Genomic DNA, 12,851 nt, shown 5'->3' on the forward strand with positions numbered 1-12,851 from the left:
TCCTTTTACAATCTTGTCAAGAAATTGTAAACTTAACCTTCTTTTACACGAAGATTGATGACACTTGTAACATCTTGATAGATTTTCACTGGTACATCAATCAAACCTACTGCTCGAATTGGTGCTTGCACTTGAATATTGCGTTTGTCAATCTTGATACCAAATTGCTTTTGCAATTCTTCTGCAATTTTCTTGTTAGTGATGGAGCCAAATGTACGGCCATCTGGTCCAACCTTTTCAACAAACTCTACAACCGTTTCTTCTGCTTCAAGCTTAGCCTTGATGGCTTTTGCTTCAGCAATCATTTCAGCATGAGCCTTTTCTTCTGATTTTTGTTTTCCACGCAACTCACCCACTGCTTGAGCAGTCGCTTCCTTGGCCAAATTCTTTTTAATCAGGAAGTTTTGAGCATAGCCAGTTGGCACTTCCTTGATTTCGCCCTTTTTTCCTTTTCCTTTAACATCTGCTAAAAAGATTACTTTCATTCTTCTTTCTCCTTTTCCTTTAGTTCATCCAAGATTAGTTTAGTCAATTTCTCTCCTGCTTCTGACAGACTCATATTCTCGATTTGCGCAGCCGCTAGATTAAAATGGCCTCCGCCACCTAGCTCTTCCATAATACGTTGCACATTGATTTTACTACGGCTTCGAGCCGAGATAGAGATAAATCCTTGTGTATTTTTTGCCAGAACGAAACTAGCCTCAATACCGGACATAGCCAGCATAGCATCGGCAGCCTTACTGATAACAACGGTGTCATAAGTGGTTGAGTCCTTAGCTTGGGCAATCAAGATATCTGAAGCTAGCTTACGACCTTGTAAAATGAGTTCATTTACCTCACGGTACTCTTCAAAATCTGTCGCAGCAATCTCCTGGATAGCAATACTATCGCTTCCACGTGTTCTGAGGTAGCTAGCCACATCAAAGGTTCGACTCGTTACGCGAGATGTAAAGTTCTTGGTATCCAACATCATTCCAGCCATCAGTACGCTAGCCTGCATACGACTCAAACGATTTTTCTTAGAATTTTGGAACTGAATCAATTCTGTGACCAGCTCACTCGCACTACTTGCTCCACTTTCAATATAGGTGATGACTGCATTCTCAGGGAAATCCTGATCACGTCTATGATGGTCAATAACAATAGTTTGAGCAAACAAATCATAAAAATCTTTCGATAAGGTCAAAGCCGTCTTTGAGTGATCCACTAAAATCAATAACGAACGGCTTGTAACTAGCTTCATCGCATCAGTAAGAGATAAAAGTTTCGTAGTATCTTCCTTCTTTAAGAACTGGATAGCACGCTCGATATCTGCTGACATTTTATCTGCATCGTAGACAGCATAACTGTTCTCAATAATATTACTTGCAAACAATTGCATACCAACCGAAGATCCCAAGGCATCCATATCTAGATTTTTATGACCGACTACAAAAACCTGGTCAACACTTCGAATCTTATCAGAAATGGCTGTCATCATGGCTCTCGTACGTGTACGAGTACGTTTGATAGACGCAGCAGTTCCTCCACCAAAGTAGACTGGATTCTTGGTTTCGTCATTTTCCTTGACCACCACCTGGTCACCACCGCGAACTTCTGCTAAGTTCAAGTTGAGCAAGGCAATTTTCCCTATCTCTTCATGATTTCCATCACCATAAGAAAATCCCATACTTAAAGTTAGGGGTAGCTGCCTCTGTTTTGATTCTTCTCGGAAAGTATCAATAACAGAGAATTTATCATTCATCAATTCCTCGAGTACTGTGTAATCTGTGAATACATAAAAACGATCCATCCCCACACGGCGAGAAAACATAGCATACTTACTAGCAAATTCTGAAACAAAATTAGCTACAAAGCTATTGATATGGCTGATATCAGAGTCAGACGTCGCATCCTCCAAATCATCGTAATTATCCACTGAGATGACCCCAATGACTGGACGGCTAGTTACCAATTCGACAGTTGCTTCGTACTCCCCAGAAACATCAAAAAAATACAAAACGCCTGAAGCCTTGTCCATATGAACAGCATACCGTGTTTCGCCCAAGGTAGCATAGGAACCTGGATTCCCAACAGAAGCCTTGATGATGGTTTGAATTAACTCAACATCAATTTCGCCTTCTTCAGTAGTCAAAATCAGCTCAGCATAGGGATTAAACCATTCCACTTCTCCACTTGATAAGTCTAATTTCAGGACTCCCACCGGCATTTGATCAAGCAAAGTACTCAAGCTATTTTCGGCTTGGTGATTTACATATTGGATTTGTTCAATTTCGCTCTTTTCATACTGTTTTTTTTGCCATACAAATAAAAGCAGATAAAGCAGTACAAATAAAAATAAAACAGTGATTGTTACAGCAAGATTATGTGAAAAAATAATCAGCAAAGTTAAGATTCCGAAAGTTGCAAGTCCTAGCAAGACTGCAGAAAACGGGATTAAATTATTTTTTTTCATTCTAAACCTCTTGCGCATTATTATATCACAAAAGCCCTTAAAAAGCGACCTTTAAAGAGAAAGCACTGCTTTTATTATAGCAAGATGCTCTTAAAGAAACCATATATAAAAAAGGATAGCAAATGCCTCGCTCTCCTTTTTCCACATCAGTGCAGAATCTTCCGCCTAGATTACATTATTCACCTAATTCTAGTCGAATGTCTTGTAGGCACTCTTGCGCCTGTTTCACAATTGATTCTAAAATAGTCTTACATGGTTTGATGTCTTTCACCAAACCCGCAATTTGTCCGCTCATCATTGAACCATGAACTGTATCACCTTCATAGACAGCCTTAGATAGGGAACCGATCGTAATTTCTTCCAGTTCCTCTCGGTTTGTACCTTTCTGCTCTAATTCAATGTAGTGATCCGTCATCTCATTGCGAATACAACGAACTGGCGCTCCCGCAATGCGGCCTGTAACCGCAGTCGCTGTATCACTTGCCGCCAAAATAGCTTCTTTATAGGCTGGAGAAATTGGACATTCTTCTGAAGCAAGAAAAACTGTTCCCATTTGAACTCCTTGTGCACCTAGTGCAATCGCAGCAGCAAGTCCACGACCATCTGCCACACCTCCTGCAGCAATGACTGGAATCGTTACCGCATCAACGATTTGTGGGATAAGAGCCATTGTATTGGTTTCTCCAATATGCCCACCAGCTTCTGAACCTTCAGCGATTACAGCATCAACTCCCAATTCTTGCATTTTTTGAGCATGCTTGACACTGGCAATAACTGGAATAACCTTGATTCCTGCTTCTTTCAAGTAAGGCATGATATGCTTAGGAGTTCCTGCACCTGTAGTTACCACTGGAACCTTTTCTTCAATGATAACGGTCACAATATCCTTGATGTTTTTCATCATCAACATGATGTTGACACCAAAAGGCTTATCTGTCAACTTTTTCAGTTCACGAATTTCTTCTCGCAACTGCTCTCCGGTCATACCACCTGAAGCGATAATTCCCAGACCTCCAGCCTCAGAAACAGCTGCTGCTAGTTGATAGTGCGAGATTTGAGCCATAGCCCCTTGAAAAATTGGATATTGAATCTGTAAAAGTTTTGTAATTGACATATGAGTCCTCCTTTTATTTTCTGTTGATTCTTGTTGGCAAATGGATGCATGGTGCACCAATATCCCCGTCAACAAGAAAATGTTACATTTGTCTCCTCATATTCTGCTATCCTAAAAAATCTGGCTTACGATCCTGCTGATCTGTAAAAGGAATAAGTGGGGGGCGAGAACGTAGAACATAATCTACAAATTCCTTCCCATCCTTGTCAAACTCTACCACCGCGAAAAATTGATCATGGTAAAAGAAAAACTTATAATGATTCTCAAAAGCCTGACGCAACCACTTCTTTTTGGCTAAAATTGATTTCATAGGATAATCATCAACTGCTGGAACCCAGAGAGGATTTCGATGAACATGTGATAACATCAAGTCCCCCATATGGATCATCGTATCTTTCCCCTGTTTGAGCAAGATAATACTGTGGCCATTGCTGTGACCACTTGTGTGAATCATTTGGATTTCTGGAATGACATTGATATACTCTGAGAAAGTCGTCACCTGATCTTGAATCGGTTCCCAATTTTCTCTCAGATAAGTTCCCCGCGTTCGATCATTAGGGTTTCTCATCTCATACCACTCGACATCATTCACAATAATCTTGGCGTTTGGATACTTGGAAACCAGCTTCCCTTGATCATTCACATACGTCAAGCCACCAGAATGATCGTGGTGCATATGTGTCATCAGCACGATGTCAATGTCTTCAGGCGATAGTCCTAAAAGATCTAAACTTTCTTCTACCCGACTTTCAGACAAGATTCCTAAGTTACGCCTTTGTTTATCGGATAATTTTGCTGTATCAAAACTTGCATCTATCAAGTAATTTTTACCCTTGTACTGGATCAAAATAGGATCCGTCAATTCTGCCATCATATTAGCATCATTTGTTGGGTAGTAACGAGACCACACAACTTTCGGAACCGGACCAAAAAGAGTCCCTGCATCCGTCAATTTATCGGCTCCACGTAGCCATGTCAGTTTCATATCATGAAATTGATATTCCTGTAAGGTGAGTTCTGCCATGCTTTACTCCTTTATCCATTGGGCTGCTATTCTTTTACGAATCGAATCCCCAGATTTTCCATAGATTTCAATCGTTTTGGCATCCTTTAGATAACGGTCTATAGGGATGTCATCCAAGGTTTGAAGAGGTCCAATTAATCTAATAATTTCCTCAGAAATCTCAATTGCTACTTTTGTCGTATAAAGTTTTATCTGAGATACAAAGAGAGAATCCGCCTTCATCCTGTCCTTGTAGGAGGCAAAGTAAGATTCAGCCGCACACAGCTTAGTATACAAGTCTGCAAATTGATGTTGATAGACTGTCGCATCGATTAATCGTTTCCCAAATCCTCTTTTGACCTTTACAAAAGCCAGACCTTTTTCAAAAGCTCCCTCAGAGATACCAATAGATATTGCGCTTAATCCTAGCTGTAATTTTTTGATAATATCATTTAACTGAGTTTCCCCATTTAAGGTCAATCCTAGCAGACTATCTTCTGGCAATATGACCTGGTCAAAAGTTACCGAATTCACAGGTAAACCCTGTAAACCAGGTTTTGCTATATCATCTCCAAAAGCAACCCCCGGTCGAGTCGTATCAACAATGAAAAATCCATATCCATCTTCTCCGTTAGTTTCCTGAACCTTGGCTAAGATTAACAAAATATCTGTATAGCGGCAATTTGATACAATTGACTTCTTCCCAGTTAAAGACCAACCTGCCTCTGTTTTCCTTGCGGTTGTTGCAATAACCTCCAAGCTTTCCATCAATTTTCCTTCGGAAAATCCCAAGCCAGCTAAGATTTCTCCCCTTACTAATGGTTCTACATAACGCGATTTTTGTTCCTGACTTCCATATCGTAAAATAGGATAGATACCATAACATGCCTGAGTTAGCAGAACAGCAGAAAAAGCAGGGAAATCTTTTGAAATCAAGCGAATAAAGGTCAAAAACTCGGTTCTCAAAACAGAATCTTGACTATCTAAAAGCAAGGAAAAGATATCAAATCGCTCAATAAACTGATAAAGCAATTCTCTAGGGAACTGTTGTTCATCCTCACGAGACTTGAAATAGTCCCGAATCAACACTTTCACGTCTGCCTTCAATTCTCGCGCCAGCACGTCATTATAGGTCATCGCATTCACCTCAGCTTAGTTGTCAGAAAACGGTTGGTAATAATCTTTCAACAATTCTTCATATATATAAGACTCTACTTCATTGTAGGAGTTTTTATAGGGTCTACAAAACCAAATATTAAATGGAATAGGATCCTTGAATCTAACTGCCTTAAAACGACTCTTGTCCACAAAATATTCAACCGGCCTTGGTAAAAGAGCAATCAAATCTGTCTGATGAGTTGATTCAACTAGGAAGTCCCAAGTAGAGGAAAGATAAGCAAATTTAGCCTCAATTCGTTGTGAACGAAGTTTTTCTGTCACTAAATCATAAGTCGTAAATGTTTTGTTGAAGGTTGCCAATTCATAACCAGCAATATCAGACCATTCCAACAAGCTTTTCTGAGCCAGCGGATGATCCTTATCCATATAAGCAACGTATTCATCCAATTGAATGATATGTTGTTCATATTTTTTAGCATCCAGGCTCGTAGGCTCTATCAGAATAGAGAGATTCAAATCTCCATCAACCATTTTTTGACGAATTTCCTTCCCTCCACCTTCCGTAACCTGGATATGGATATGAGGATTATTTTTCAGAAAATGAGGCAAGGCACTAGCAAAATAAACTCGTAAAATCAAGGACGGAATACCAAAATTAATGGTGCCTTTTTGCTTTTGAGCTTCTATATGGATCATGGAAAGCATTTCTTCATGTCGATTCACAATCTCGGTCGCATAACGATAAATTTTGCGTCCCGAATCTGTTAAACTTTCTAATCTTCCATTCTTGCGATTGAATAATTGAATCCCTTCAGCTGCTTCAAAATTTGTCACGAATTGACTCAAGGCTGATTGACTAATGTGAATCTTCTTTGCAGCAATGGAAAGGTTGCATCCGCATTCTATGATATTGATGAAATAGTTCATTTGGATAATATCCACTTACCCATCACCTAGCTTTCCTTCACTATTTTAGTAAGTCAATTAGACAACTATTCTAGTGTTTGATAGTTGTCTACTGACTTTTTATCGAAATAACATTTCGAATACTTCATTTTAACGTTGTATATAAAGCGCTTACAATACTATCTAGTTTATATCATAACACAATAAGTAGAAAATAGCTCTTTTTTTGCTTAAATCGGCATTGTTTTTAGGTCTTCTGCGACAATGACTTCCCCAGCTGTTTTTTCAAGAACTTCTTCTAATGTCACACCAGGAGCCAACTCTTTCAATAAGAATTTACCATCTTTGAATCCAAAAACAGCTAAATCAGTAATAACGAGATCTAACACTCCCTTAGCTGAAAGTGGCAAGGTACATTCTTTCAACAACTTGGATTCCCCATCAGCAGTTGTGTGTTGAATAGCCCCGATTACACGCTTAGCACCTACCAATAAGTCCATTGCGCCACCCATACCAGGAGCAAATTTCCCTGGGATAATCCAGTTCGCAATGCTACCATCTTGGCTGACTTCTAGCGCTCCCAGAACGGTTGCATCCACGTGTCCACCACGAATAATGGCAAAGGAAGTTTGTAGATCAAACAAGGCTGCTCCGGGCAACAATGTGATAGGAGCTCCACCAGAGTTCGCTAAATTGGCATTATAGGTGTCTTTAGTTGGTGTTTCTCCAAATCGAAGGGCGCCATTTTCTGCCTGCAAAATAACATTTACTCCTTCAGGAATATAATCAGCAGAAGCGTTTGGAATCCCAAATCCAAGATTGACCACATCTCCATCTTTAAATTCAAGCGCTACACGTCTTGCGATAATTTCTTTTGCTTTCATTTTACTTCACCCCCGCCAGTTTTTTTGTCTCTGTCCACAAGTCTCCCATCATCTGATGATGCTCTTGTGGTGTCAATCCTTGAACGACATAGTCAACTAGGATACCAGGGATGTAAATATCATTTGGATCAATTTCCCCGACTTCAACCAACTCGTTTGTCTCAACAATGACTGTATCAGCCGCTAGAGCGAGTTGAAGAGAGATGTTTTTAGTAGTCCCATCTAGATAAAGATTACCATATTTATCAGCCTTAGTAGCTTTAATCAAGGCAATATCAATCTTCAATGGATCATAAATCAAATATTCTTTTCCATTTCGAGTTACTTTTTCGTGCTCATCTTCAAGAATTGTTCCTACACCTGTTGGCGTTAAAACTGCTCCAAGACCTGCACCTGCAGCATGTAAGCGTTCTACGACAGTTCCCATCGGAGTGAACTCCACTTTCATGGTTCCTGAGAAATAATCATGCTGAGCAGCAGCAGATGTTCCTACATGGGCTGCAATATACTTTGTAACTTGATGATTTTCACAAAGACGACCAACTCCAACTTCCTTACCGGGTTGAGAAGTTACAACAGACACCAAGGTCAAATCTTGCTGATTTTGACGAACCAGTCCCTCAATTAACTCAAGTGGTTCTCCCACTCCGAGAAATCCAGAAATACCAACTTTATCTCCTGAATGAATCAAGGAAATAGCTTCAGACAATGTTACAACTTTCATAACCTATCTCCTCTCTTATTTACGTTGAAAGACAGCTTTGCGTTTTTCAACAAAAGCGCGCATTCCTTCTACCTTATCTTCTGTTGAGAAGAGTAGAGCTTCTGCTTCTGTTTCCAAACGAATAGCATTTTTCAGAGGGAGTTCTGAGCCAACTTGGATAATATGTTTAGCTTTTTCAACTGCTAGCGGTGCATTTTTCATAATCGCTGCTGCTAGCTCTTCTGCCGCAGGCAATAGTTCTTCTGCTGCTACCAACTTGTTAAGAATTCCAAGATCATATGCTTCCTGCCCTTTAACCATTCTAGCAGTGAAGATTAATTCCTTTGTTTTACTAGTACCAATCAAACGAGACATTCTTTGGGTACCTGCAAAACCAGGAATGATTCCCAAGCCGACTTCAGGGAAGCCAACCATTGTCTTGTCATAGCCGATTCGGATATCAGTTGAAAGAGCTAATTCTAAACCGCCTCCCAAAGCATAACCATTCAATACTGAAATAGTTGGCTGAGTCAATTCAGATAAGCGGGTAAAGGTGTCGTTCGCATAGGTCATGTATTCATGAGCCTGAATTGGAGACATTTGGTCCATCTCTTTAATGTCTGCTCCCGCGACAAATGCTTTCTCTCCTTGACCAGTCACAATGACAACACGAATATCCTCGCTTGCTTCAATTTGGTCTAAAGCGAGATTCAAATCCTTTAAGACTTCTGAACTTAAAGCGTTCAAAGCCGATGGACGGTTAATTGTTAGATAGCCAAGACCATTCTTAACCTCTAATAAAACAGTTTTACTCATTGTTCTGCTCCTACTTGATTTATTTTGAGTACAGAGTACAGCGTCAACAAATACCAACACAAAATGTAAGAGCTTACATTTTCATCATAAACTTTTTTTTTCCATCCGTCTACTTAATCTTTATTTATAGACCTATAAGTTCAACTTATAGGATGTTGTCGTCCAATCCATCCTTAAAGTCTTAGGAAAAATAAAAATACCTTATCAAGCCCTTTTAGAGAAAGACACTTGATAAGGTATGTAACGATGAGATCGGATCAAAATCTCATTTTGTAATCGTAATATTGAAAAAGAGGAAATGACGTTCAGTTTTCTAATAACTAACGTTCAACGATGAGGGCTGTTCCCATCCCTCCTCCGATACAGAGAGTAGCTAAACCAGTTTTAGCATCACGTTTCATCATCTCATGTACCAGAGTCACTAGGATACGGCAACCTGAAGCCCCAATTGGGTGACCAAGAGCAATCGCGCCACCATTGACATTGACAATATCGGTATTGAAACCAAGTGTTTTCCCGACCGCACAAGCCTGAGCAGCAAAGGCTTCATTTGACTCGATCAAGTCAAGATCATCAACTGTCAAATTACCTTTTTCAAGAGCTTTACGGGTCGCATAAATCGGTCCACATCCCATAATCTTAGGATCCAAACCTGCACTTGCATACGAACGAATGCGCGCAATGACTGGAAGTCCTAATTCTTCAGCTTTTTCAGCACTCATGACCAAGACAGCCGCCGCCCCGTCATTGATACCTGAGGCATTTCCCGCTGTAACAGAACCGTCTTTTTTGAAAACAGGACGCAGCTTAGACAGACTCTCCAAGCTAGCATCTTTTCTAGGAAATTCATCTGTATCAAAGACGATAGGATCGCCTTTACGTTGAGGAATGACCACCGGAACAATCTCTTCCTTAAAGCGTCCAGATTCTATAGCCGCCACTGCTCGTTTTTGTGATTCCAAAGCAAGCGCATCTTGATCATCCCGGCTAATACCATATTCTTCTGCCACATTCTCAGCTGTAATCCCCATATGGTATTCGTTAAAGGCATCAGACAAACCGTCCTTAATCATGGTATCTACCACTTTCGAATCTCCCATACGGGCACCCCAACGGAAGCTTGGCAAAACATATGGAGCTTGGCTCATGTTTTCTGCACCACCAGCCACGACAATATCTGCATCTCCGCACTGAATCGCTTGAGCAGCTAACTGCACTGCCTTCAAACCGGAACCACAAACCTTATTAATGGTAAAGGCTGGTGTAAATTCAGGAAGCCCAGCATGAATACTCATTTGGCGAGCCACGTTTTGACCTAAACCTGCGCCTAGGACATTCCCCATAATCACTTCATCTACCTGCTCTGGTTTAATATTCGCTTTTTCCAAAGCACTCTTAATTACCAAAGATCCCAAATCAACAGCAGAAACATTCTTCAAGCTCCCGCCAAAGGAACCTAAAGGTGTTCGCACTGCCGAAACAATAACTACGTCTTTCATGACTACCTCCATCAGTGTCTAGTAAGTAAAGAAGCCTTCTTTTGTCTTCCGTCCCAATTTTCCTGCTTCGACCATTTTCTTAAGAAGAGGGGCAGGACGGTATTTTTGATCACCAAACCCTTGGTTTAGGACGCCCATAATAGCCAAACAAACATCCAATCCAATCAAGTCAGCAAGAGCTAAAGGTCCAATAGGATGATTTGCACCAAGCTTCATCGCTTCATCGATTTCCTCGGCACTAGCCACTCCTTCACCTAGAATGTAAATGGCTTCATTGATCATAGGAATCAAAATTCTGTTCACAACAAAACCATAAGAATCTTTAACATCAACTGGTGTTTTACCAATTTTCACTGTCAATTCACGAACCGCCTGAACCACTTCTTCTGAAGTCTGCAAGGCCTTAATAACCTCTACAAGTTTCATGATTGGGGCAGGATTAAAGAAGTGCATTCCAATCACGCGCTCCTGATGTTTAGTAGCAGCAGCTATATCCGTGATTGACAAAGAGGATGTGTTTGATGCTAAGATAGTTTTAGGATCTGTCAATTCATCCAATTGTTTGAAAATATTCAACTTAATCTCACGGTTCTCAGTTGCAGCTTCAATCACCAATTGGACTTGTTTCGCATCTTCATATGAAACAGATGGAAGCAAATTGGCCAATACCTGATCCTTCTCATCCGCAGACATCCGTCCTTTTTCAACTGAACGTTCCAATTGTTTTGTGATATTATTCAAGCCTCTTTGAACAAATTCTTCTTTAATATCGTTTAAGTAAACTGTAAAACCAGCCTGAGCAAATACTTGAGCAATTCCGCTTCCCATTTGACCAGAACCAATAATCATCACCTTAGATATCATTATTTTCTCCTTCTTATTCTACAAAAATCCAGTGCATGAAGCAAGGACGATTGAACAAAAATCCTTCAATCGCCCTCCTGACATTAAACAAAGGCACCTAGTCCAGTAATCTCACGACCAACAATCAAGGCATTCACTTCGTGTGAACCTTCATAGGTATAGATTGATTCAGCATCTGCAAAGAAACGAGCAACGTCTGTCTCAAGCGTAATACCATTACCTCCGCAAGTTTCACGAGCAAGGGCAACTGTTTCACGCATCACCAAGGAATTGTGCATCTTAGCAAGAGCCGAGTTAAGCATCAATTCATTACCTTTCTCTTGCATCTCAGCAATACGAGTTGAATAAGCAATAACTGCTACAGCATTTGCCTGCATACGAGCCAATTTTTCTTGAACAATTTGGAATTTGGCAATTGGACGTTTGAACTGTTCACGATCTTTAGCATATTTAAGAGCTGCTACATAAGATCCACAAGTCACTCCCATAGCAATGTGAGCAACGTCCGCACGAGTGAAGGTCAAGATGCGGGCTACATCACCAAAACCATTGATATTTACCAAACGGTCTGAATCTGGAACCTCTACATTCTTCATAGTAATATGGCCATTGCGGACACAACGAAGAGCAATCTTATGTGGGATTGGTTCTGCATGATATCCAGGAGCTCCCTTACGAACGATAAAGCATTTCACCTTGCCATCCGCAACATCACGAGCAAATACAGGAACAACGTCTGCAGTGTCTGAACCACCAATCCAGCGTTTTTCACCATTTAGAATCCACTTGTCTCCAACACGTTCTGCAGTAGTTGCAAGTCCTCCAGCAATATCAGAACCTGAAAGAGGTTCAGTTAAAGCGAAGCAACCTTGCCAATCAAATGCAGCTAGTTTTGGAAGAAATTCTTTTTGTTGACGCTCATCACCACCCAAGAGAATTGTGTTGTAGCAAAGTCCGCCATGAACGGTGTAGAATGTTGCCATAGAAGCATCGAAGCGAGCAAGTTCAAGATACAAGAAGGCAATATAAAGTTCAGATGGTTTCCAGCTACCTTCACGTCCCTCAAACAATTTTGGATTGTTCATAATTTGAGCGCCCTTAGCCACAGCATAGAATTCTTCAAAAGGAAAATCAGGTTTTTCCCAGTATTCATTAATAACTGGACGGAGATATTTCTCAATCAAACGGCGAGTTTCTTGTAAAACCTCTGCTTCTCCCAAAGTTAGACCATCCGCATAGTGAAAAAGGTCCTCAGGATATAGTTCGCGTAAAATTTCTTCTTTTGTTGCCATAGTCATGACTCCTTTAATTGTTATAAGAGCGCTTACATTTTTGTATTCGCTATTTGTTGACAACCCCATTCTATCCCTTAGGATATTATTTTGTCTACTTAATAAATATAAACACCCCTATAAGTTCAGATTATAGGGGCCGATTCTGACTGTTTTATCAAGGATTTCCTCGTTTTTCTACTTACTTATAGGCACA

Annotated in this window: 12 protein-coding genes; all 12 read right to left on the reverse strand. The window is 40.4% G+C overall.

Annotated features, from left to right (window positions below; translation table 11 throughout):
- Positions 1-32 precede the first annotated feature (32 nt).
- The 12 genes from rplI to M9H69_RS09845 all read right to left on the reverse strand — a co-directional run bounded on the left by rplI (position 33) and on the right by M9H69_RS09845 (position 12,655).
- On the reverse strand, positions 33-485 hold the full coding sequence (rplI, locus tag M9H69_RS09790) for a 50S ribosomal protein L9 (protein ID WP_000864211.1): 453 nt from the start codon (positions 483-485) through the stop codon (positions 33-35).
- The gene (locus M9H69_RS09795) at positions 482-2,455 is read right to left on the reverse strand and encodes a DHH family phosphoesterase (RefSeq protein WP_250315518.1); all 1,974 of its coding nucleotides are present in this window, start codon (positions 2,453-2,455) and stop codon (positions 482-484) included. The genes rplI and M9H69_RS09795 overlap by 4 nt, the downstream gene beginning before the upstream one ends.
- Before the next feature lie 175 nt (positions 2,456-2,630).
- The gene (locus M9H69_RS09800; protein ID WP_284453905.1) at positions 2,631-3,611 is read right to left on the reverse strand and encodes a nitronate monooxygenase; all 981 of its coding nucleotides are present in this window, start codon (positions 3,609-3,611) and stop codon (positions 2,631-2,633) included.
- Positions 3,612-3,675: 64 nt separating this feature from the next.
- The gene (locus M9H69_RS09805; RefSeq protein WP_250315520.1) at positions 3,676-4,593 is read right to left on the reverse strand and encodes an MBL fold metallo-hydrolase; all 918 of its coding nucleotides are present in this window, start codon (positions 4,591-4,593) and stop codon (positions 3,676-3,678) included.
- A 3-nt stretch (positions 4,594-4,596) separates the two neighbouring features.
- Positions 4,597-5,709 (reverse strand): acyl-CoA dehydrogenase family protein, encoded by a 1,113-nt coding sequence (locus M9H69_RS09810; RefSeq protein ID WP_000221882.1) that lies wholly within the window; start codon positions 5,707-5,709, stop codon positions 4,597-4,599.
- A 15-nt stretch (positions 5,710-5,724) separates the two neighbouring features.
- Positions 5,725-6,633 carry a LysR family transcriptional regulator gene (locus M9H69_RS09815; RefSeq protein WP_250315521.1) on the reverse strand — a complete coding sequence of 303 codons (909 nt, stop codon included), beginning with the start codon at positions 6,631-6,633 and terminating at the stop codon, positions 5,725-5,727.
- A 194-nt stretch (positions 6,634-6,827) separates the two neighbouring features.
- The gene (locus tag M9H69_RS09820; protein ID WP_000644732.1) at positions 6,828-7,481 is read right to left on the reverse strand and encodes a 3-oxoacid CoA-transferase subunit B; all 654 of its coding nucleotides are present in this window, start codon (positions 7,479-7,481) and stop codon (positions 6,828-6,830) included.
- A 1-nt stretch (position 7,482) separates the two neighbouring features.
- The gene (locus tag M9H69_RS09825) at positions 7,483-8,205 is read right to left on the reverse strand and encodes a CoA transferase subunit A (protein WP_250315522.1); all 723 of its coding nucleotides are present in this window, start codon (positions 8,203-8,205) and stop codon (positions 7,483-7,485) included.
- Between the two features lie 15 nt (positions 8,206-8,220).
- Positions 8,221-9,000: an enoyl-CoA hydratase-related protein gene (locus M9H69_RS09830; RefSeq protein ID WP_000048041.1), complete on the reverse strand. Its 780-nt coding sequence runs from the start codon at positions 8,998-9,000 to the stop codon at positions 8,221-8,223.
- Positions 9,001-9,320: 320 nt separating this feature from the next.
- The gene (locus M9H69_RS09835) at positions 9,321-10,499 is read right to left on the reverse strand and encodes an acetyl-CoA C-acetyltransferase (RefSeq protein ID WP_250315523.1); all 1,179 of its coding nucleotides are present in this window, start codon (positions 10,497-10,499) and stop codon (positions 9,321-9,323) included.
- A gap of 18 nt (positions 10,500-10,517) precedes the next feature.
- Positions 10,518-11,366 carry a 3-hydroxybutyryl-CoA dehydrogenase gene (locus tag M9H69_RS09840; RefSeq protein ID WP_025172369.1) on the reverse strand — a complete coding sequence of 283 codons (849 nt, stop codon included), beginning with the start codon at positions 11,364-11,366 and terminating at the stop codon, positions 10,518-10,520.
- A gap of 80 nt (positions 11,367-11,446) precedes the next feature.
- A complete protein-coding gene (locus M9H69_RS09845; RefSeq protein ID WP_000201481.1) occupies positions 11,447-12,655 on the reverse strand; it encodes an acyl-CoA dehydrogenase family protein in 1,209 nt (402 codons plus the stop codon).
- Between the last annotated feature and the right edge of the window lie 196 nt (positions 12,656-12,851).

Origin of the sequence: Streptococcus oralis (assembly GCF_023611505.1) — a bacterium.
GTDB classification, from domain to species: domain Bacteria; phylum Bacillota; class Bacilli; order Lactobacillales; family Streptococcaceae; genus Streptococcus; species Streptococcus oralis_CT.